We start from the raw sequence: 22,368 nt of genomic DNA, 5'->3' as shown, positions 1-22,368 counted from the left end.
AGGAACCGTACGATGAAAAAACTGATTTTAGCCGCCACCCTCATGCTGGCCCTTACCGCTTGCGGACAAAAGCCTGCGGCGGGGGGCCCGTCCGCATCCGCACCGGCAACGCCGAGCGCTCCGGCAGCGGGCAAGGAAGTAACGCTCAAGGTAGGTGCAAGCCCGGCGCCGCATGCGGAAATTTTGAACTTCGTCAAACCGATGCTCAAGGAACAGGGAGTCAACCTGGAAGTGAAGGAGTTCACCGATTACGTACAGCCGAACGTGCAGGTCAACGAGAAGCAGCTGGACGCAAACTTCTTCCAGCATACGCCGTACCTGGACGATTTCAATAAGAAAAACAACATGAATCTGGTCAAAGTCGTCGGCGTTCATATCGAACCGTTCGGCGCTTACTCCAAAAAAATCAAAAACGTCAGCGAGCTGAAGGACGGCGCCACCGTCGCCATCCCGAACGACGCGACGAACGGCGGCCGCGCCTTGGCGCTGCTCGCGAAGAACGGCCTGATCAAGCTGAAGGACGGCGTCGGCGTCAGCGGCACGGTGAAGGATATCGTCGAAAACAAGAAAAACCTCAAAATCAAAGAGCTTGAAGCCGCCATGCTGCCGCGTACGCTGGACGACGTCGACCTTGCGCTGATCAACACGAACTATGCGCTGCAGGCGAACCTCGTCCCGACGAAGGACGCGCTGTTCATTGAAGACAGCAACTCGCCGTACGTCAACATTCTCGTCGCCCGCCCGGACAACAAAGACAGCGAAGCGATGCAGAAGCTGGCCAAAGCGCTGAACAGCCCGGAAGTGAAAAAGTTCATCGAAGACAAGTACAAAGGCGCGGTCGTGCCGGCGTTCTAATCGTATAAAATTGAAAAAGACGGGCGTGCGCTCCGTCTTTTTTTCTATTTCCATTCCGTTATTGCGTGCTTTTGCGGAACTCGTTGGGCGACATCCGCTCCACTTTTTTGAACACGCGGCTGAAATATTTTTCGTCCTTGTAGCCGACCATTTGCGCCACCTGCGCGATTTTGAGGTGAGGGCTCTGAAGCAGCATTTTCGACTTCTCGATACGAATCCGGTTGACGAAATCGATCAGCGTTTCTTGAAACTCGCGCTTGAATTTGCGGGAAATGTACTCCCGGTTCAAGTGGAATTTGGCGGATATGTCTTGCAAAGTAATGTCTTTCGTATAGTTCGCCTCGATATAACGCGCGATTTCGCGCATCGGGTTGTGGCTGAGCGCCTGATCTTGCAGCGACGCCAGCGCTTGCGAAAGCTTGACGAGGCGGCTCGTCAATTGCTGCTGCAGCTGCGATAACGACAAGCGTCCGTCTTCTTCCAAAGGGACGACGAACGGGCTGTCTTCCACCGGCATGCGCGGCGCTTCGTTATATTCCTGCAGAAAATCTTCGACCCAGCCCGTCTTCGCCACATTGTATTCGTCCCACCACATTTTCAGCTGCTCCATCGTGATGCGGTCCATCGCGGCGACGAGCTGAAACCATTCGCCGACGGTAGCCCGGATCAGATCGGGGTTGCCGCTTCTGACCGCGAGACGAATTTGTTCTTCGAATTTGCCGAAGCGAAGCGCGCTTGCCCGCGCCGGCAGCGACGGCGAATATTCGTGGATGCGGGAAGCGGGATCGAGCAAATTGCGCCTGGCCAGCGCTTCCTGCGCTTGCACGTACGCCTGATGCAGGCCCGAAGGGAAAGCGCACTCCGCGCCGATGCCGAACTCGGCCGAGGCTTTCAGAACGCGGCCGATTCCGTCCGAAATGCGCCGCAGCCAGCCGGCAGCCGCTTCGGGCGCATCCCAGATCAGCAGCACGATTTCGCCCGGATGGTTCCAATTGCGAAAAGCGGTCCCTCGCCGCGCCGGATGCAAAAATTCGTTGCTGATATTCAGGAGCGAAAAGAAAAGCAAGTCCATATTGTCCGCGTATTTGTCGCGGATCGGCTGCTTGAGCGTCTTCAGATCGAGAACGGCGACCCGGCACGAGCGAATGCCCGCAAGCTCGGCGAATTCCCGAAGATACGACTCGCCCGGAGAAGGAGCGATGCCCGAAGCCGACTCGGCAAGCAAACGGGACAGGAGCTTATCCCGGTACATCGGCTTCAGCTCGTTCACCTCGATGCTCTTGGCTTGCAGCTGAAGCTTTTCCTGCGCGCTTTCGCGCCATCTGGCGGCAGCTTTGCCGACCGCTTCCTGCAAAAGGCTCCGGTCGATCGGCTTCAGCAAGTAATCGATGCCGCCGTACCTAACGGTATGCCGCACAAATTCGAATTCGTTGTAGCCGCTAATGACGATCGTCTTGCAATCGGCGTTGTTCGTTTCGATCCATTCCATCAGCTCGATGCCTGACGTGAGCGGCATCATAATGTCCGTTATGACAAGCTGGGGCCGCTGCTCCATAATGATTTCCACTGCGGCCGAGCCGTCCTCCGCTTCGAAAATTTCGTGAAAACCGAACGCTTCCCAATCGATCAGCCGGCGAACGGTTTTGCGGACATGGTTTTCGTCATCGACGATAAGCGCTTTCATACCGCTGTCTCCCCCTGCTGCAAAATCGGCAGCGTCATCGTGATTTTCAGGCCGTGCGGCCGGCAGTCTTCGAGCTGCAGAGCCGCCTGCTCCCCGTAATAAAGCCGGAGCCGGAACATGACGTTCATCAGTCCGATCCGCTCCCCGCCATCCGAAAGCTCGTCATGCGGAGAAGACAATTCGCTCCGGATGGCGGCAAGCCTTTCTTCCGAAATTCCTTTGCCGTTGTCTTCGATGACGATTTGCAGCAAGCCGCCGTGCAGCTGTGTGCCGATCTTCAGCACGCCGGTATGCTGCCATTTATGAAATCCGTGCTTGAAATAGTTTTCGACGAGCGGCTGAACGATCATTTTCGGTATGGGCACCGCTCCCGCGCGCTCGTCAAGCGCATATTCGATCTTCAATTTCTGTTCGAAGCGCTGCTGCTGCAGCAGCAAATAATGATTGACGTATTCGAGCTCCTGCGAAAGCGGCACGATCGTCTCCTTCATGTTCATGCTGTAGTGCATCATCTGGCCCAGCGAGGAGATGAGCCCGTACACCTCGGGGGCGTCATGGTCCAGCGCGGACGCGCCGATGGACTGCAGTGCGTTGTTGATGAAATGCGGGTTGATTTGTGCCTGCAGCATCTTGAGCTGATTCGTCTTGTTGGCGAGCTTCAGCTTGTACTCCTGCAAAATCAAGTCGTTGATCGTATGCATCATCGTCCGGAACCGCCTGGCCAGCAAGCCGAATTCGTCCTGGCGGGAAATATCGATCGGTTCTTCCAGCTGGCCGGACTGAATTTTGTTGATGCTGCGGATCAGCTTTTTGATCGGGTTGGTGAACCGAATGGAGACAAGCAGGACGGCAGCGGTCGCAACGGACAGGAACAGCACCGCGATGACGGTATTGATCATCGTCAGGTTGCGGGCGTGCGCGTACAAATAGTGGCCGGGAATGCGCTTGACGAGCGTCCAATCCAAATAAGGCAGCTTGATTTTATCGTACAGAATGATGCCGTCGTAGCCGGATTGCCTTTTTTCCAGGCTGCCGGAAATAGCGGTGCTGCCCAAAATGGTTTGGATCCAGGCTTGCTCCGGCTTTTGCCCGATTTCCGCTTCGTCCGAAGCGTAGACGACAGTGCCGCCGCCGTCCAAAATGTACATATTCTCGCTGTTCGCATCGTACAATTGGGCGCACAATTTGCGCAAGGCGTCCACCTGCACGTCAATCGCCAGAAACCCGATTCTTTCCTGCGTCGGCACGCGGTACAGAGGGCGGTACACGGAAAAGACGAGCTCCGGCGTGTTCGGCGGCATTAAGTGAATGCCGTAATCGTCGCTCCAATGCGTCGGGACCGTTTTGGCGGCATAAGGGGCGATATCCGTTTCTTTGCGCAAGGCGTCCGTCTGCCCGCTCGCAAATTTGCCCTTGTACATCAAGTAGGCGTCAGGGTCTTTGTCCAAATAAAGATAAACCTGATGAATGTTCTCCGCAGCCTGGGCAACGAGCTGGAGCGCCGTGTAAACGTATGAGCGCTCCTTGTTGTCGGTGACGCCGTTTGCCAATATGCCGCCGAGGGCGGTATTGGAATAAAGGACGAGGGAGGCGCTGTTGACGACCTCCAGGAAATTGGAAATGTTCGTTTTGCCTTCGGACATAAGCCGGGTATTTTCCTGGATCGTCCGGTTCTTGATCGATTCTTTCGTGTAGAAATAAGTGACGAATATCGATGCGGCAATGGGGATTACGGTGGAGATCAACAGTAAGCAAATAAGCTTGTAGCGTACGCTGGTTCGCAGAAATCGCATGCATGATGTCTCCTCCTGTTGTTATCGCTTACATCTTAGCATCGGCTAGTCAAAATTGTCCACCTATGTTCTCAAATTACTGAGTGGGCATTGCGGGATGCCGCCGATACAATGAGGGTGTGTGATCAACATTCTGGATAGGGGGGCTTGCTTGCAGTGAGAAGATGGTTGACATCGCAACCTATTCAACAGACGGTCTTTTTGGGACCCGCTCTGCTCGTGTACGCCGTTGTCATGGTAGTGCCGTTTTTGCTCGGCCTGTATTATTCGTTCACCAATTGGAACGGCGTATCCAGCCATATCGGGTGGGTGCAGCTGCAAAACTACAAAACGATTTTGACCGACGATCCCGATTTCGGCCGATCGTTTTGGTTCACGGCCCGGTTTACCGTTGCCGTCGTCGCCATCAGCAACGCGCTCGGCTTCGCGATCGCTTATTTGCTGTCGAAGCCGATGAAAACGCGCAATGTGCTGCGCACCGTCTTTTTTATGCCGAACGTGCTCGGCGGCCTGCTGCTCGGGTTTATTTGGCGGTTTATTTTGACGCAAAGCTTTCCGGCGATCGGACAAGCAACGGGCATCGGATTTTTCAAACTGGCGTGGCTCAGTACGGAAGCAACGGCTTTCTGGGGGCTTGTCATCGTCAGCGTATGGCAAGGAGCGGGGTATTTGATGGTCATTTACATCGCCGGCCTGACGAACGTTCCGAGCGATATGCTGGAGGCGGCTGCGATCGACGGCGCGACAGGCTGGCAAATATTGCGCACGATCATATTGCCGCTCATCATGCCGGCCGTGACCGTCTGCCTGTTCCTGAGCATCTCGTGGACGTTCAAATCGTTCGATCTGAACTTTTCGTTAACGCAGGGCGGCCCGTTCAAATCGTCGCAATCGGTCGCGATGAACATTTATTACGAGGCGTTCAAAAACAACCGTTACGGTCTGGGAACGGCCAAAGCGTTTATCTTTTTCGTCGTCGTCACCGTCATTACGATGGTGCAAGTATCGATCACGAAGAAGCGGGAGGTGGAGATGTGATGAATGCGAAGCCGTACGGATGGAAATTGCTCGCCTCCGAAATCGCCGTCGTGCTCGTCGCCGCCTTGTTCCTCGCGCCGTTCTATTTTGTCGTCGCCAATTCGTTCAAGAGCTTCGCGGAGCTGCTCGCGGATACGTCCGGCTTGCCGAAAAGCCTCGATTGGCACAATTACGCGCGGGCCTGGGACGTGCTGAAGTTTCCCCGCGCGCTGCGCAATTCGATTGTGATTACGGCGTTCAGCGACATTTGCATGGTCGTCGTCTCGTCGCTGGCGGCGTACCGGCTGCTTCGTTATCCGAGCAGAACGAACCGGATCTTGTTTTCGCTGTTTATCGCCTCGATGGTCGTCCCGTTTCAAACGATCATGATTCCGCTCGTCAAGGTCGGCAACTGGCTGCACTTTTTGAATAGCCTACCCGGCATTATTTTCTGCTATACAGGCCTTGGCGCCTCCTTTACGATTTTCTTGTACCACGGCTTTATGAAATCGATACCGCAGGAAATCGAGGAGTCGGCTCTTATCGACGGCTGCACCCCGTATGGAATTTTTTGGCGGATTGTGTTTCCGCTCCTGAAGTCGATGACCGTGACCGTCGTCGTGCTGCAAAGCTTGTGGATGTGGAACGATTTCTTGCTGCCGCTTCTCGTTTTGCAAAAGCCGCAGCTGCAAACGATCCAGCTGGCGACGAACTCGCTGTTCGGCCAATATATGCAGCAATGGGATTTGGCGCTGGCGGCGCTCGTGATGGGTATCGCACCGATTCTCGCGTTTTTCCTCGCCCTGCAAAGGCATATCATACAAGGCATTACGGCGGGCGCGGTGAAAGGATAACCGCAACAGGTACGCAAATTTGTCCACCTAAATAGTCAAAGCGATGAGTGTAGGCGTTTGCGAAATTACCCTAGAATGGCAGTGTAGTGCAACAAACATAAGAGGGGAGCAGGTTGCGATGAGAAAATGGATTTCGGTCTTGGGTGCTATAGCGGTGTCGGGCTCTTTGATGGCCGGGTGCGGCAGCAAGGCGGAGCCGGGAAGCGGCGCCAATGCGCAGGCAAACGCGGCGAAGGGGCCGGACAAACCGGGGAAAGCGGTCACGATCAAAATTATGAACTTCAAGGTGGAAATCGCCGAGCAGTTCAACAAGCTGAAAGAGGAATACGAGAAAACGCATCCCGGCGTCAAGCTGCAAATCGATACGGTGCTCGGCGGCGACGATTACAACACGCAATTGAAGGCGCGGTTCGCCTCCGGCGAAATGCCCGATATTTTCAACAACGAAGGCTACAAGCAGATGGACCCGTGGCTGGAATATTTGGAAGACTTGTCGGACCAGCCTTGGGTGAAAGACGAAATCGCGATCGCCAAAGAGCCGATGACGAGAAACGGCAAAGTGTACGGCATGCCGGTCGGACTCGAAGGGCTGGGCTTCGTATACAACAAAGATATGTTCGCCAAAGCCGGCATTACCGAGCCGCCGAAGACGTTAACGCAGCTGGAGGACGCGGCGAAAAAGCTTCAAGCGGCAGGCATGCAGCCGTTCGTCAACACGTTCGACAACTGGTTCGGACTCGGATTCCATGCTATTGACAACGCGTTTGCCAAACAGCCCGACCCTAATGCGTTTATTAAGGGGCTGAACGACGGCTCGGCCAAGTTTACGGATAATGCGATTTTTAAAGACTGGGTCCATCTGTTCGACCTCGACATCAAATACGGCAACAAAAACGCCTTAACGACGGATTACAACAACGCGACGACGATGTTCGCCACCGGCAAAGGGGCTATCAACCAAGGCGGCAACTGGCTGCAGCCGGTGCTGGATAAGCTGAGCCCGGGCATGAACGTCGGCATTATGCCGATGCCGATCAACGACGACGAGAAGATGAACGACAAGCTGTTCGTCGGCCCGGCCAACAACTGGGTCATCTACAACAAATCCCCGGTCAAAAACGAAGCGAAAGAGTTTCTGAACTGGCTCGTCAGCTCGGAAGCCGGCCAAAAATATTTGACCAAGGAATTCAAATTCATACCGGCGTTCTCGAACATCAAGGCGAACCCGGCCGATATCGGGCCGCTTAGCGCAGCGGTGCAGCAATACATCGACAAGGGCAAAGTGCTCGGCTGGCATTGGGCGAAATTCCCCGACGGGGCCGCGCAGGAGTTCGGAGCATCGATGCAGAAATATATCGCACAAAAAATTTCCAGCGAGCAAATGCTCGCCGAGTTCCAAGCCGCATGGGACAAAATGAAATCGCGATAACTACTAATTAGGAGGTAACGACGATGAGTTTGCAATTCGGGCTTCAGCTTTATTCGGTACGCGACGAGCTGAAAAAAGATTATTGGGGAACGCTGGAGAAGGTGGCTGCCATCGGCTACAAAAACCTGGAAATCGCCATTCACAATGCCGATGAAGGACTGGAGCCGAACGCCACGGAGTTCAGAAAGCGGCTGGACGCGCTCGGCATGAAGGTCGTTTCCAGCCACATCGGACCGCTTGACCGCTACGACGATATTATCGCCTATCTCCATGAACTCGGCTGCAGCTCGATCGGTCTCGGCATCGCTTTCTTTAAAAACAAGCAGGACGTGCTCGACGCTTGCCAAGTGCTGAACCGGCACGGCGAAGCCTACAAAAAAGGCGGCATCGACTTCCATTACCATAATCACTACCAGGAGTTCCAGAAGTTCGACGGCGAGTACGTTATGGACATCATTCTCGAAAATACGGACAAGGATCTTGTCAAAGTCGAACTGGACACGTACTGGGCCGTCAGGGGCGGAGTCGATCCGATCGCCTATTTGAAGAAGCTTGGCGACCGCTGCGATCTCGTTCATCAGAAAGATTTGCCGGCAGGCGTCAAGCAGGTCAATTTGGTGGAGGCGGCCGGAGACAACGCGGAAATTACGTTCGAAAGCTTTGTCAAATCGGTGGACGTGAACGATTTCGCCGAAGTCGGCGAAGGCGTGCTGGATATCGGCGGCATCATCGGCGCGGCGCGGGAAATCGGAGCGGCGAAATACATGTTCGTCGAGCAGGATTTGTCGAGCCGGAACCAGCTGGAAAGCGTCGCCATCAGCTACCGCAACATTTCCAAATTATTCGGGGCATAAGCGGCTAAGACGGAGGCATGGGTAAGATGAAAAAAAGTGAAGGCAGGCATTATCGGCTGCGGCGTCATTAGCCCGATCTATTTCGAAGCGGGGCGGAAGTTCGATATTCTCGACATCGTCGCCTGCGCCGATCTGGATCAAGACAGAGCGCGCGCAAGGGCGGCGGAATTCGGCATCCCGAAAGCGTGCAGCGTCGACGAGCTGCTGGCCGACCCGGAGATCGAAATCGTCATCAATCTGACGATTCCGGGCGCGCATGCGGACATCCATTTGCGGACGCTTGCTGCAGGCAAGCATACGTTCGGCGAAAAGCCGCTCGCCATCGGCATGGAAGACGGTCAGCGCATATTGGCGCTCGCCAAAGAGAAAAACTTGCTCGTCGGTTCGGCCCCCGATACGTTCCTCGGCGGCGGCATTCAAACGTGCCGCAAGCTGATCGACGAAGGCTGGATCGGCAAGCCGGTCGCGGCTACCGCATTTATGATGGGATCAGGCCCGGAAAGCTGGCATCCGAACCCGGGATTTTTGTACCAGGTAGGCGCGGGGCCGATGTTCGATATGGGACCGTACTATTTGACGGCGCTCGTCAATTTGATCGGCCCGGTCCGGCGCGTCAGCGGCTCGGCGCAAATGACTTACCCGGAACGGACGATAACGAACGACATCGACTACGGCAAAAAAATACCGGTCGAGGTTCCGACTCATATCGCCGGAACGCTCGACTTCGCGGGCGGCGCGGTAGGCACGATCATTACGAGCGTGGACATTCAAGGATCCAGCCTGCCGCATATGGAGATTTACGGCTCCGCCGGCACCTTGATCGTTCCGGACCCGAACACGTTCGGCGGACCGGTTTTGATCAAGCGGCATAACCAGTCCGATTTTGCGGAAATTCCGCTCACGCACGGATTTACGGAAAACAGCCGCGGGCTCGGCGTCGTGGATATGGCTTACGCGATCAGGAACGGGCGGGAACACCGGGCAAGCGGCGAAATGGCCTATCATGTTCTGGAATTGATGCACGGGTTCCACCTGTCCTCCGAACAGGGCATCCACTACGAAGTCAAGAGCGGCTGCAGGCGGCCGGCGGCGCTTCCCGCAGACCTTCCGCGGAACGCGCTTGACGGGTAAAGCGATTCGGCCGGCTTCCGTACGTGTATAGGCAAAGGCAGGGCTTCCCCTTTCGCAAGCGGCGAAGCCCTGCTTTTTTGTTTGTATTTGTTTATAATGGTAAGGGCTTTGCCAGAAAGGAAGATGCGGCATCATGGGTGATTGCAAATGAACGAAAAAGGAAAAGCTGTCCTGCTCGTCCTGCTGGGCGGGGCTTCATACGGCGTTCTGTCGACAATGGTCAAGCTCGGTTATCGGGACGGGTTTACGGTAGGGGAAATTACCGGAGGGCAAGCGGCGGCCGGCTGCCTCATCATGTGGCTGCTGCGGCTTATAATTCGGGATCGTGCGGAAATCGGCTGGGCCACGCGCTGGAAGCTCATCGGCAGCGGCGTGTTTACGGGGCTGACGGGAGTCGTTTACTATTACAGCTTGCAGATGCTGGACGCTTCGCTTGCCGTGCTGCTGCTGTTCCAGTTCGTATGGATGGGGATGGCGGTGGAATGGGCGGTTCATGGGCGGCGTCCCGGCCGCATCCAGTGGATCACGGTCGCTATGGTGTTGGCGGGGACGCTGCTTGCTTCCGGCATAGCGGAGCATTCGCCCGTTTCCGTACGGCTTACAGGTGTAGGGCTTGGGCTGCTGGCGGCAGTTTGCTATACGGCTTTTATGTATTTCAGCGGCCATGTGGCCGTGAACGTTCCGGCTGTGCAGCGCAGCTCCTGGATGCTGACGGGCGGCGCAGCGGCGGTGTTGCTGATATATCCGCCGCAGTTTCTTTGGAACGGCAGCCTTGGCCACGGCTTGTGGTTATGGGCTTTGCTGCTAAGCGTGTTCGGCTATATTATCCCGCCGTACTTGTTCGCGAAAGGCGCTCCTCGCATCGGCACCGGCGCTGTCGCCATGCTCGGCTCGGTCGAGCTTCCGGTCGTTATCGCTTGCTCGGGCTTGTTCCTCCACGAAAAGACGTCCTTGCTGCAATGGCTCGGAATTGTCGTTATTTTGGCAGGTGTATCGGCGAACGAGCTTGTTCATCGGGTGCAAAAGAAAGATTCGCAAACGAAAGGAACCGCGGCTTGAGCGGATCGGAATACGGCGCTCGAAAACGGTCGTACGACTTTCGACCGATGCCGGTTGGCAGCGCCGTGATTTACACTTGATCCGAAGGAGGCGTTTCTATGATACAAGGACTTTTCGAAACCCATATTCATGTTGCCGATTTGCAGCGGTCGGCGGAATTTTACGAGAAGGTTCTCGGGCTGGAGTTCGCTTATGAAGATCGTCGCCGCGTGCGATTGTATTGGATCGGCGGGCGGGGACAAGCGATGCTCGGCATTTGGGAGAAAGAGGCATCCCAAATCGTCCGCCAGCATTTTGCCTTCCATACTTCAATAGACAATATGAAAGTCATTGTACCGTATTTGAAGGATCGGGGCTTGCAAGTTCGCAACTTTCATGACGACGGCGACGAAAATCCGTTCGTCTTCGCTTGGATGCCTGCGGTGTCGATCTACTTTTCGGACCCGGACGGACACAGTCTGGAATTCATCTCCATGCTGCCCGACGAGCCTAAGCCCGAGATGGGCATCGTCTCTTGGGAGGAATGGGAGACTCTGCACGGCAGAGCATGAGTAAAAAAGGATTCCGCTTCGCGCCCAAATCGGTTACTCTTAAGACATGAGTACATTACTAAACGATTGGAAAATGCAGCTGCTGCAGTACAGCCGCAACATACGCCTGTTTTTGCTGTTTAACCTGGTGTGGAACATCGGGCTCAGCATGTTCGGGCTCGTCTATAACTTATACGTCCGGGCGCTCGGGTACGATCAGACGATGGTAGGCCACCTGGTAGGCATGACAGCGATCGCTTCCGCTCTCATCCTCATCTGCGGGGATGATGAACGACAAATTCGGTCCGAAGCGGGTCGTCTCGTTCGGGCTGTTTTTTGTGCTGGCCGCTTTGACGGCGCGCTCGCTGCTCGCTGCCCCATCGGGCCTGGCGGCAACCGCCTTCCTGGGCGGCATGTCGCAAGCGGTCGTGTCGGCGACGGTGCTGCCTTTTATGGCGAACAATTCCTCGCCCGGGCAGCGGGTCCATCTGTTCAGCCTGAATATGGCCCTCGTAATGTTCGCGAGCGTCATCGGCAACGTGCTCGGCGGCTTTCTCAGCGATTTGTTTCAGTATGCGTTCGGGCTGCCGGAAGTGCTGAGCCTGCGCATCACGCTGCTGATCGGCGTCGGTTCGGCCGCGCTTGGGATCGTTCCGGTCATGCGCTATTCGGCGGACGGCGTTCAGCCTCAGTCCGGAGCGGCGCCCGCGCGGAAGGAGGCGAACTTGCGGCAAGCGGCCCAGCACCACAAATCGTCGCTGCAGGTCATCGCCCTGTTCGCGTTCCTCGGGCTGCTGTCCTCCACCGCTGGGGGCATGATCGTTCCTTACTTGAACGTCTATTTCGAGGACCGGTTCGAAGCGTCCAAGACGGTAATCGGCATTATCGTATCGCTCGGGCAAGGCGCTACGGCTTTCGCTTATTTGCTCGGGCCGGCGATCGCGCGCAAGCTCGGCGAGGCCAGGGCGGTTGTCGTGCTCCAGCTCGGCTCGATTCCGTTTCTGCTCATTACCGCGTATTCCTCGAATTTTTACTTGGCGAGCGCCGGCTATTTGTTTCGGCAAGCGCTCATGAATGCCGCGAACCCGTTCTACAATACGATCAAAATGAAATACGTCGACCGCTCCTTGCGCGGACTCGCGTCCAGCTCGGGCGAAGCGGTGTTCAATTTGGGCTGGTTCCTGGCCTCCCCCGTCAGCACCGGACTCGTCGCTCGCTATGGCTCCTACTACGGCTATGCGTACGCATTTACCATTACTGCCATCGTGTATACGCTCATTTCGATCTTGTTCCATCTGTTCTTCGGGAAGGAACGTTTCCGCGCAGCAGAAGAGGCGGACAGCCGCATTAGGAGCGCAGCCGGGTAATTCGGGCGCGCCAGATTAGTTACGGGAGGATCAGGGGATGGCGGACTTCATGCGCAAACTGAAAAATACGATGCTTGGCGCAAGCTTGCAGACCAAGCTGCTGCTGTTCTTTTTGCCGCTCGCCATCATACCGCTGTCCGTGCTGGGGACGTTCTCGTACCATAAATCCGCGCAGGTCGTGCAGCAGCAAGTGTGCCAGACGATTTTGGAAAGCTTGTCTCAAGTCAACTATAGCCTTGACTATTTCGTGAAAGACATCGAGCAGCTCACGATGTATATATACAGCAACCGGGACATCCAGGACGTGCTGGCCAAAGACCCGAACCGGCCGCTCGCCGAAAAGCATCAGGACAAGCAAAAAATAGGCGACATTCTGGAAGCGTTCCTCGGCTTCAAAAACTGGGATATTTCCATTTACTTGCTGGGGGAGAACGGCGACCGGTATTTTACTGGCGATCTGCTTCCCGGCCCTTACGACGACTACAACCCCAATTGGGGCCATTTCCGGAAAATGCGCCTAGCCGGCGGCAACGTCGTCTGGGATACGCATTATACGATGAAGAAAACCGACGATTTCGGGGTCGTGCTCAGCAGCGGCCGGCTCCTGAAACGAATCGATACGAACGAGCCGCTCGGCTATCTGGTCGTCGATATTATGGAGAGCGCCCTTGCCGACAAATATAAAAAGGCGCATCTGCAGCCCGGAGGCCAAATGCTCCTTCTCGACCGGAACGGCTACATCATTTCCAGCACCCCGTCCAAGCACAAGGTCGGCACCAAGCTGGACGAGCCTTTCGTAGATCAAGTGCTCGCCGGAAGCAAAGGCTTCTTCGAGCTGGACAGCGGCGGGGCGTCGCCGGTCATGGTCGTCTACGATACGTCCGAAGTGACGGGGTTCAAGCTGGTGAACGTTTTGCCGGTCGAGGCGCTGACGAAGCAAAGCAGCAGCATCCGCAGCCTGACCTTGCTCGTGATCGGGCTCGGCGCCGCCGTTTCCTGCCTGCTCGCGTACGTGCTGTCGGTGAGCATCACCGGACCGCTGCGCAAGCTCAAGCTGCTTATGCGTACGGTGGAAACGGGCAATTTGGACGTATCGTTCGCATCCAAATACAGGGACGAAGTCGGCCAGCTCGGACGGAGCTTCAATGCGATGGTGCATCGCATCAAGCAGCTGATCGACGAAGTGTACAACAAGCAGCTGATGCTGCAGGAAGCGGAAATTAAAGCGATCCATGCCCAGTTTCATCCGCATTTTTTGTACAACGCGCTCGATTCCATCAACTGGCTGGCCCGCATTCATAAGCTGGATCACATTAGCCGCACTGTCGTTTCGCTCGGGGAGCTGCTCCGCTTCAGCATCCGCAAAGGCGAGCCGCTCATCCCGGTGCGGGAAGATATCGGGCAAATCCGCAACTTTTTGACAATTCAGCTGCTGCGGTACGGCGACAAGCTGGAAGCGCACATCGAGATGGAAGAGAAGATCGAAGAGCTGTATACGCTGAAGCTGATGCTCCAGCCCATCGTCGAGAACGCCATTACGCACGGGCTCGAAATGAAGAAGGGTAAAGGCTGTTTGTACATCGCCGCAAGCTTGCCGGGGAGCGGGTGCGGTTCGAAGTGCGCGACGACGGCGTCGGCATGCCGCAGCACATCGTCGAACGGGTGACGTCGGGCCGGTTCGTCTCCGCCACGGAGCGGAAAACGGGAATCGGCCTGGAAAACGTGAAAAAGCGGCTTGAGCTCTATTTTGCGGGAAGGCACCGGTTTGACATTGTCAGCTCTCCGCAGCAGGGAACTACCGTCATCATCGAGATTCCGGTCGTGAGGACGACGGGGGAGGGACCGCATGTATAAAGTGCTCATCGTGGAAGACGAATGGCTCGTTCGCGAAGGCTTGAAGACGACTATGGATTGGGAAGAGCTCGGCTGCCGCCTGCTGGGGGAAGCTTGCGACGGCGAAACGGCGCTGCAGATGATGGAGGAGGAGGCGCCGGATATACTGCTCACCGATATCCGGATGCCGGGGATGGACGGCATTCAATTGGCGGCAGAGACGGCCGGGCGCTACCCGCACGTGAAAATCGTGTTTTTGACCGGCTTCGACGATTTCGTATACGCCCAGCAAGCGATCAGGCTCGGAGCGGCCGATTATGTGCTGAAGCCGACGAATTTCGAAGAATTGACGCGGCTCATCCGGCAGCTGACGGCCAAATTGGACGAAGAGCGACGCTTGTCGGCGGAGAAGGAACGCATGGAGCTGCGGCTGACCGTAGGGCAGCCGCTCATGCTGGAAACGATGCTGTACGACTTGCTGCTTGACCATGCGGGGACGATGGAGAAAGAGCTGTTTCGGGAATACGTCGCCGAAATCGGGGAAGCCCTCGGCGAATTCCGGATCGCTCTGCTTCACACGGAGCCTCTGCGGGCCGAGCGAAAAGTATCGGCGGAGCTCCGCCAAAGCGTCGCGGCCCGGTGTTCGGCCGTATCCTCTTTTCCCCCGGTGCGCATTCACGAGGGAAAGTTCGCGATATTGCTTCATCGTCATGCCGGACGCGGCGAGCTGCAGCCCGTGCTGGAAAAGCTGGTTCACGACGCTGGCGGGGAAGCGGCGGAAGAGCGCTTCGCTTTGGCTGTAAGCGCTGCGCACCTCAGCCTGGATGCTCTGCCGGAAGCTTTTGACCAGGCGGCAAGCACGTTGTACCGGTCGCTGCTGTGGGGAACGGAACGGCTCGCCTGGTTCGAGGACAAGGAAGCGCAGCCGGCCCATAGCGATCCTTTGCAATTCTCCCTCGAGGAATTCGTCGAGCTGGTCAAATGGGGGACGGAGGAGGCGATTCGGGAGAAGACGCAGCTTTGCTGGAGCCTGATTGCGCAAAAATACCCGGATCAGGAATGGGAAGCCGGCAAAGCGCTGCTCGGCTGCATCGTTTCTTTGTACGGGCGCCTTCTGAGCGAGGACGAATTGAGGCCGATTGTGCAGGAGACCGATTTGCTGACGGCTACCGCGGAGCGGCCGGATCGCCTGGAGCAATGGCTGGACCGTCTGTACGAAAGCTTGATCGCTTGGAATCGCCGCTACCAGGAGCAGGCGGGGCAGCAGAGCAAGAACGGCTTCGAAGACATCGAAGCGTACGTACGGGAGCATTATGCGGAGGACATTACGTTGCAGAGCATGGCGCAGCGCTGCAATATGAGCGAGAGCTACTTTAGCCGGCTGTTCAAAAAGCAAATCGGGACCAGCTTCGTCGACTATTTGACCGCTCTGCGCATGCGCCGGGCCAAAGAGCTGCTCGCGAATCCGCGCTTGAAAATATACGAGGTCAGCCTGCAGGTGGGCTACCAGGATTCCCGCTACTTCAGCCAAATTTTCCGCAAATCGGCCGGGGAGACGCCGACCGAATTCCGCAAACGGCTCGGCATTCCCAATTATCCGCTGTAAGGCGGATTCAGGTTGCCTGTGAAAGGGCGCCTGCGCTGCGGATTGGGAGTGTGGCTTTCGGCTTCCTTAAACTCGTCTTCCCTGAATTATGAAACAATGGTGGGAACACGAGTTCAAAGGCGCACGACCCACATTCCCATCCTCCGCTCTGACTTTCTCCGGGAATCTCTATCCGCTGTAAGGCGGATTTTTTTGTTGATTGGATACACTGAACGAATGGGCGAACGACGTTGGTTAGGGCCACGCTGTTCGTGCAGAGGACAATGCAAAGTTTCGCGCGGGTACAGGCAATGAAAAGCCCCTCAGTCTTTATTCAATACTTTAGTGACGCTGATTGGAACAAAAAGGCCAATGACGTTGGTTAGCGCTCCGGCGTTCGATAGTAAAGACGTTTGTTCTCTCCGCACGGAATTCCCGGTCGCTAATCGCTTTTGTGTGCAAAATCCGGCTCCAGCACCGACATGAGAGTCGCTAATTATCGAACATGTTCGCTGATTATCTGCAGCATGCGGCGTATATGTGCAGTTGTAGGCAGTTTCCGAATTCCAATCTGCTTTGCGTAACAGCAGTTCGGTTTAGAGCCCGAGTTCTTTATGCAGAGACTGTGGTGACGCAATTTAGGAACCAAAAGGCGTTCCACCCTTGTTAGCGCCTCGGGATACGCAGATAACGAACATGGTACGCTGCATATGGAACTCTCGGGCGCTGCACGAATATTTTCGTAAATCCGCCCTGTACATCGTCAGGAAATTCCTAAATTAAAGAATAAATTCGCTGTCGGCACTATGGCGGTAAACGCTAACAACCACCGCACGCTAATGTGATGACCAACACAGCTACCACGTAGTGACGCCACAACACAGCTACCACGTAGTGACGCTACAACAAAGCTACTATGTAGCGACGCCACGACACAGACACCATGTAGTAACGCCCAAACCGTTCCATGTTGTGGCGCCAAGCCGTCGCACCGCTCAGCGGGAGATGCGCCGCAAGAGAGTATCCCGAATTTTTTGTGCAAAATTTTCAACAAAGAGGAAATTTCGCCTCATTGAGAGCGTTTACGTGCAGCGGTTATAGTAGAAACGAAGCGAAAGCCTTTACAAACAACGGAGGGGTAGCACATGAACAGAAAAAAAGCGTTCAACGGCACGGTTGCCGTTCTGCTCGGCGCGGTTATGCTGGCGGGATGCGGCACGGCGGACCAGCCGGCGCAGAACAAGGCAGCGACAGCAGACGCCGGCGCAAAGCCGGCGGCGAAAAAAGGCGGCAAGCTCACCTTGTATTCGCCTAACGCTGCGGAAGTGAACAATCCGATCATCAAGGAATTCCAGGACCGGACAGGCATCGAAGTGCAGCTCATTACCGGCGGCACCGGCGATCTGCTCAAGCGCGTGCAAGCGGAAGCCGTTTCCCCGCAGGCCGACGTGTTCTGGGCGGGTGGAGCGGACTCGCTGGAAGCGTACAAGCAATATTTCGAGCCGTACAAAACGAAAGAGTACGACAACCTGCTGCCGGAATATGTGAGCAAGAGCGATGTATGGACGCCGTTCGCGGCTTTGCCGATGATCATTATGTACAACAAGGAGCTGGTCAAAGCGGGCGAAGAGCCGAAAAGCTGGAACGACCTGCTCGATCCGAAATGGAAAGGCAAAATCGCTTATGCGGATCCGTCCAAATCGGGCTCGTCCTATACGCAAATGGTGACGATGCTTACCGCTTACGGCAAAGAGGATAAAGGCTGGGACTTCTTCAAGAAATTCGTGAAAAACCTCGACGGCAAAGTGCTTTCCGGCTCGGGGCTCGTGTACAAGGGCGTAGCCGACAAAGAATTTGCGCTCGGCATTACGCTGGAAGAAGCTGCGCTTCGCTACGTGGAAGGCGGAGCGAAGGTAGGCATCATTTATCCTTCGGAAGGCACGTCCGCTGTGCCGGACGGAGCGGCTGTCGTCAAAGGCGCCAAAAACATGGAGCAGGCGAAGCAGTTTATCGACTTCCTGGTAAGCAAGGACGTACAGTCGCTCATCCAGAAAGAGTTCAAGCGCCGTTCCGTGCGGAAAGACGCCGAGCCGATCCAGGGCATCGTGCCGACGAAAGACATCAAGCTCGTCAACTACGATTTCGACTGGCAGCCGGCAAGAAGAACGATAACTTGAAACGTTTCGATAAAATCGTAACCGGTGCGGAATAATCGCTGAACGAACTTGCCCACGGGTGCCTTTGACGACGATCCGCTCCGATAAGGCACCCTTTGTTATCCGCATTCGAACGGGGGTTTAAGCAAGCTATGCAAAAGATCGTATTCGATCATGTGACCAAATATTTCGGCAGCCATAAGGCGGTTAACGACGCGCATTTCACGATACAGGAAGGCGAGTTTTTCACGCTTCTCGGCCCGAGCGGATGCGGCAAAACGACTCTGCTCCGCACGATAGCGGGCTTTTACCGCCAAGAGGAAGGTGACATTTACTTCGGCGACAAGAAAATCAACGATGTGCCGACACACCAACGAAACATCGGCATGGTGTTTCAGAACTACGCCATTTTCCCGCATATGACGGTGTTCGAGAACGTGTGCTACGGCCTGAAGGCGCGAAACGTGTCCAAGAGCGAGATGCAGCAGCGCGCCATGGAAGCGCTCGAAATGGTGGAACTGGCCCATTTGAAGGATCGCGTTCCGTCCGATATGAGCGGCGGACAGCAGCAGCGGATTGCGCTAGCCCGCGCGATCGTCATTCGTCCGGGGCTTTTGCTCATGGATGAGCCGCTGTCGAACTTGGACGCCAAATTAAGGGTCAAAATGAGATCCGACATCCGGCGGCTGCAAAAGGAACTGAACATCACGACGATTTACGTGACTCACGACCAGGAAGAGGCGCTGGCCGTTTCCGACCGCATCGCGGTTATGAGTGAAGGGGTGATCCAGCAGATCGCCACGCCGGAAGACATTTACGCTTACCCTGCCAACCGCTTCGTGTCCAATTTCATCGGCACTTCCAACATTATTGAAGGACATTGCACCGGCTATGACGAGAGCGCGCACGTAGCAGCCTGCAGCTGATGGAGCAGCAGTGGAAGCAAAAGCTGGCCAAACCGTACCAAGGCAAAGTGCTGTTCTCCTTGCGGCCGGAGAGGATTAAGCTGAGTGCCGAGGGCGCCGGGGAACGTCTCGTGCGGGGCACGATCGAAAACGTCACTTTTTTGGGAGAAAAAGTGAGCTACTCCGTGCGGCTGCCCGACGGCTCCGAGCTCGAAGTTCAGGAGCACGCCGTCCAGCCGCATATGATGCGGAAAGCGAAGCAGACCGTCTATCTCGATCTGCAGCTCGATAAAGCGACGATGTTCGACGAAGCGGGGAGGGAGGTACTTTCGCGTGCAGCATATTAAAGCGGCAACCCCGCCGCTGCCGGGAAATCCGCTGCGGGCGCTGTTCAGGCCGAAGCGCTGGGATTTCTGGACTTGGGTGACGGCGGCAGTCTATTTGTTTTTATTGGCGTTCATTGTGTACCCGCTCTTTTCGCTGCTGTTCAACAGCTTCTTTAACGACAAAGGCGCGTTCTCGCTGGAAAACTACGGCCATTTCCTGAAGCTGAAATATTACTACGGCTCCTTGTGGAACAGCTTGAAAGTATCGGGGCTGGCGACGGTGTTTGCGATTCTGGTCGGCGTCCCGCTCGCCTACGTCACGACTCGCTACGATATTAAAGGCAAAGGGTTAATCCGCATACTGGTCATCATGTCGCTGTTGTCTCCTCCGTTCATCGGGGCCTACTCGTGGATTTTGATGCTCGGGAACAACGGCTTCATCACCCGGTTTCTGCACGAAATCGGCATTCCGTTTAAATCGGTGTACGGCTGGAAAGGGATCGTCTTCGTCTTCACGCTGCAATTTTACCCGCACATTTTCCTGTACGTGTCCGGGGCGCTCCGCACGATCGACACATCGCTCGAAGAAGCTGCGGAAAGCTTGGGCCGGTCCGCGTTTCACAGGCTGATGACGATCACGCTTCCGCTCATTTTCCCGACGTTGTCGGCAGGCGCCTTGATGGTGTTCATGGCCTCTTTCGCCGATTTCGGCACGCCGATGCTGCTCGGGCAAGGCTTCAAAGTGCTGCCGATTCTCGCGTACGAGCAGTTCATCAGCGAGATGGGCGGCAATCCGGCCATGGCCAGCACGCTCAGCGTCATTCTGATCGTCTGTTCGACGGCGATTTTGTTCCTGCAGCGGTACGTCGTTTCCCGTAAAAATTACACGATGACCGGGATGCGGACGCCGAAAGTGCAGCAGCTGAAGACACTGCCCAAGTGGATATTGACGTGCTGCGCTTTGCTCGTGGCGTGCGTATCCATGATTCCGCAGGCGACGGTCATCGTCACTTCCTTCATCAAAACGAAGGGGCCGGTGTTCCATCCGGGCTTCAGCTTGAACAGCTACAAAGAAATTTTGTTCCGAGTGCCGAAAGCGATCGCCCATACGTACACGTTTTCGCTCATTTCCATCGTCATTATGATCGTGATGGGGATGCTCGTCGCCTACGTGCTCGTCAGAAGAAAATCGAAAATTACCGCGATGCTGGACGGCATTATTATGATTCCGTACGTCATGCCCGGCACCGTGCTTGGGATCAGCCTCATTATCGCTTTTAACAAGCCGCCGCTCATTTTAACGGGAACCTGGGTCATTCTGGTCATCGCCTATGTGATCCGCAAGCTCCCTTATACGATTCGTTCCAGCACGGCGATCCTTCACCAGCTCGATAAAAGCGTCGAAGAAGCGTCCATCAGCCTTGGCGTTCCGCCGATGAAAACCTTCTTTAAGACAACGGGCCGGATGATGGCGCCTGGGGTCATGTCCGGCGGGATACTGAGCTGGGTTACGACCATTAACGAGCTAAGCTCGACGGTCGTGCTTTATACCGGAGCGACGGCGACCATATCGGTATCCATTTACAGCGAAGTGTTTACGGCTAACTACGGAACCGGGGCGGCGCTGGCATCGATATTGTCCGCCACCACCTTGATTTCGCTGCTGATCGCCAACAAGCTGAGCAAAAAAGGGCTCCAGCTTTGATTCGTATCGCGCCCTCGCTATGATGGTTCCCGGCACGTTCGTGATACAATGGACAAAAAGCTTGAGCATCCTATTACGGCATGTGGGGGAAACGCATCGTGAGACTGCGCAACTGGTTGATCGGCCTGGCGATCGGAACGGCCGCAGCGGGAATGTTGACTTATACATGGAATCGCAGCGGACAGCACGGAGATAAGGGGCAGGCGCCCGCGCCCGACTCCGCCTCCCTTTCGCTTTGGGTATACAGCAAAGGCTGGGACGATATCGTTCATTCGTTCGGGCAAAAGCATCCGAATATCGATGTCAACGTGCGCACGTTCCGTTCGTACGAGCAGCTGTATACCGAGCTGCTGGCCGCCATCTCGGCGAATGCCGCTCCGCAGCTCGCGGAAATTCACAGCTTTTACGGAATTGCCGGGCTGATGGCAACCGGGGCCATGACTCCCGCCGGCGATTTGGAAGCGGCCGGAGACGCTCCATTTGTTCCGGCGTTCACGGCCGCCTTCCGGATCGGTAATAAAAACTGGGCGATGCCGCTCGGCGGAAGCCTGCCTCTGCTTTACTACAGAGAGGAACCGGTCAAACGGGCGGGCGGAAGCAGCCCTGCATTCGGCACGTGGGACGAGGTGATGGGCGGCGTTAGCGGCAAACTTGCGATGGATAAAGAGGTGCCGTGGTTTTTCGCCAGCTTGGGCTATGCGCCGAACGGCGATCCCGCTTCTGCTGCCGCGAGCAGGAGCCGCACCTTCGAGCTGTGGCGGAATCTGGTTCATGGTTCGGGGCGGATGAAGCCTTTGCAGCACGATACGGCGGCCAGCGATTTTATTAACGGCAAAGCGGGCATGTTTATCGGCTCCTCCGAAAAATTGCCGGTCATCGAACGTTATATCGGCGGCAAGTTCCAGTTCGAACTGGAGCAGCTGCCGGTGTGGGAGCAGACATCGGTTATGCCCGGCGTTCACGGCCTCGCGGTAACGAAATCGGACGGCTCCCGATTGAAGGCGACCCAAACGTTCCTGAGCTACATGGCGGAGCCGGATACTCAATCGGCTCTGTGGAGCGCGTTCGGCTTGATCCCTTCGCGCGCCGACGTCATTCGCAAGCTGGAGGAAGAGCCGGGAACGGATGAGCGCCGGAAGCGGATACTGGAGGCCGTGCCGCAGTTCGTCGCGAGGAATCCGGATTACGACGATTTTCGGAAATGGAAGCAGACGGAACGAAAGCTGGAGCAATTGGAGCTGAATCCGGCAGAACCGGCGGGGGATACGCGCGCTCTGTATTGATA

19 protein-coding genes are annotated in these 22,368 nt (G+C 56.0%); 17 read left to right on the top strand and 2 right to left on the bottom strand.

All coding sequences use genetic code 11. The annotated features are described in order from the left end of the window. Positions 1 to 12 precede the first annotated feature (12 nt). Positions 13 to 855 (top strand): MetQ/NlpA family ABC transporter substrate-binding protein, encoded by an 843-nt coding sequence (locus tag SD70_RS05930; RefSeq protein ID WP_041046528.1) that lies wholly within the window; start codon positions 13 to 15, stop codon positions 853 to 855. Positions 856 to 913: 58 nt separating this feature from the next. Here the strand turns inward: SD70_RS05930 and SD70_RS05925 are convergent, their stop codons facing one another. Both SD70_RS05925 and SD70_RS05920 read right to left on the bottom strand, forming a co-directional pair. Continuing rightward, the gene (locus SD70_RS05925; protein ID WP_041046526.1) at positions 914 to 2,539 is read right to left on the bottom strand and encodes a response regulator; all 1,626 of its coding nucleotides are present in this window, start codon (positions 2,537 to 2,539) and stop codon (positions 914 to 916) included. Next, entirely contained in the window at positions 2,536 to 4,332 is a 1,797-nt protein-coding gene (locus SD70_RS05920) for a cache domain-containing sensor histidine kinase (protein ID WP_041046524.1), read from the bottom strand. Before SD70_RS05920 ends, SD70_RS05925 begins: the two co-directional genes overlap by 4 nt. A 156-nt stretch (positions 4,333 to 4,488) precedes the next feature. On the opposite strand from SD70_RS05920, the gene SD70_RS05915 reads away from it, so the two are divergent. The 16 genes from SD70_RS05915 to SD70_RS05845 all read left to right on the top strand — a co-directional run bounded on the left by SD70_RS05915 (position 4,489) and on the right by SD70_RS05845 (position 22,366). Next, positions 4,489 to 5,370, top strand: a complete 882-nt coding sequence (locus SD70_RS05915; RefSeq protein WP_041046522.1) for a carbohydrate ABC transporter permease — start codon at positions 4,489 to 4,491, stop codon at positions 5,368 to 5,370. Next, the gene (locus SD70_RS05910) at positions 5,370 to 6,203 is read left to right on the top strand and encodes a carbohydrate ABC transporter permease (protein WP_041046520.1); all 834 of its coding nucleotides are present in this window, start codon (positions 5,370 to 5,372) and stop codon (positions 6,201 to 6,203) included. The genes SD70_RS05915 and SD70_RS05910 overlap by 1 nt, the downstream gene beginning before the upstream one ends. A gap of 118 nt (positions 6,204 to 6,321) precedes the next feature. Further along, positions 6,322 to 7,632: an ABC transporter substrate-binding protein gene (locus SD70_RS05905; RefSeq protein ID WP_041046518.1), complete on the top strand. Its 1,311-nt coding sequence runs from the start codon at positions 6,322 to 6,324 to the stop codon at positions 7,630 to 7,632. Positions 7,633 to 7,655: 23 nt separating this feature from the next. Then, entirely contained in the window at positions 7,656 to 8,486 is an 831-nt protein-coding gene (locus SD70_RS05900) for a sugar phosphate isomerase/epimerase family protein (RefSeq protein ID WP_041046516.1), read from the top strand. 36 nt (positions 8,487 to 8,522) lie between these two features. Next, the gene (locus tag SD70_RS05895) at positions 8,523 to 9,617 is read left to right on the top strand and encodes a Gfo/Idh/MocA family protein (RefSeq protein ID WP_041046514.1); all 1,095 of its coding nucleotides are present in this window, start codon (positions 8,523 to 8,525) and stop codon (positions 9,615 to 9,617) included. 147 nt (positions 9,618 to 9,764) lie between these two features. After that, entirely contained in the window at positions 9,765 to 10,676 is a 912-nt protein-coding gene (locus tag SD70_RS05890; RefSeq protein ID WP_041046512.1) for an EamA family transporter, read from the top strand. A gap of 98 nt (positions 10,677 to 10,774) precedes the next feature. Beyond that, the gene (locus SD70_RS05885) at positions 10,775 to 11,227 is read left to right on the top strand and encodes a VOC family protein (protein ID WP_041046510.1); all 453 of its coding nucleotides are present in this window, start codon (positions 10,775 to 10,777) and stop codon (positions 11,225 to 11,227) included. Between the two features lie 263 nt (positions 11,228 to 11,490). Next, positions 11,491 to 12,573, top strand: a complete 1,083-nt coding sequence (locus tag SD70_RS05880; RefSeq protein ID WP_231571059.1) for an MFS transporter — start codon at positions 11,491 to 11,493, stop codon at positions 12,571 to 12,573. Positions 12,574 to 12,610: 37 nt separating this feature from the next. Beyond that, positions 12,611 to 14,239, top strand: coding sequence for a cache domain-containing sensor histidine kinase (locus SD70_RS05875; RefSeq protein WP_041046508.1), 1,629 nt, complete (start codon positions 12,611 to 12,613; stop codon positions 14,237 to 14,239). Next, a complete protein-coding gene (locus SD70_RS37670; protein ID WP_041046506.1) occupies positions 14,191 to 14,427 on the top strand; it encodes a sensor histidine kinase in 237 nt (78 codons plus the stop codon). Before SD70_RS05875 ends, SD70_RS37670 begins: the two co-directional genes overlap by 49 nt. Further along, positions 14,420 to 16,012 (top strand): response regulator transcription factor, encoded by a 1,593-nt coding sequence (locus SD70_RS05865; protein WP_041046504.1) that lies wholly within the window; start codon positions 14,420 to 14,422, stop codon positions 16,010 to 16,012. The genes SD70_RS37670 and SD70_RS05865 overlap by 8 nt, the downstream gene beginning before the upstream one ends. A gap of 1,124 nt (positions 16,013 to 17,136) precedes the next feature. After that, entirely contained in the window at positions 17,137 to 18,168 is a 1,032-nt protein-coding gene (locus SD70_RS05860) for an ABC transporter substrate-binding protein (RefSeq protein WP_052487095.1), read from the top strand. Between the two features lie 131 nt (positions 18,169 to 18,299). Next, positions 18,300 to 19,073 (top strand): ABC transporter ATP-binding protein, encoded by a 774-nt coding sequence (locus SD70_RS05855; protein WP_331436730.1) that lies wholly within the window; start codon positions 18,300 to 18,302, stop codon positions 19,071 to 19,073. Then, positions 19,073 to 19,399 carry a TOBE domain-containing protein gene (locus SD70_RS39705; RefSeq protein ID WP_331436729.1) on the top strand — a complete coding sequence of 109 codons (327 nt, stop codon included), beginning with the start codon at positions 19,073 to 19,075 and terminating at the stop codon, positions 19,397 to 19,399. Before SD70_RS05855 ends, SD70_RS39705 begins: the two co-directional genes overlap by 1 nt. Next, positions 19,386 to 21,083, top strand: coding sequence for an ABC transporter permease (locus tag SD70_RS05850; RefSeq protein ID WP_082053159.1), 1,698 nt, complete (start codon positions 19,386 to 19,388; stop codon positions 21,081 to 21,083). The genes SD70_RS39705 and SD70_RS05850 overlap by 14 nt, the downstream gene beginning before the upstream one ends. 98 nt (positions 21,084 to 21,181) lie before the next feature. Next, complete coding sequence (locus SD70_RS05845) at positions 21,182 to 22,366, top strand: extracellular solute-binding protein (protein ID WP_041046502.1); 1,185 nt, start codon at positions 21,182 to 21,184, stop codon at positions 22,364 to 22,366. Positions 22,367 to 22,368 lie beyond the last annotated feature (2 nt).

The organism is Gordoniibacillus kamchatkensis, assembly GCF_000829455.1.
Lineage (GTDB): Bacteria > Bacillota > Bacilli > Paenibacillales > NBRC-103111 > Gordoniibacillus > Gordoniibacillus kamchatkensis.
This window is presented reverse-complemented; position numbering and strand designations above follow the sequence as displayed.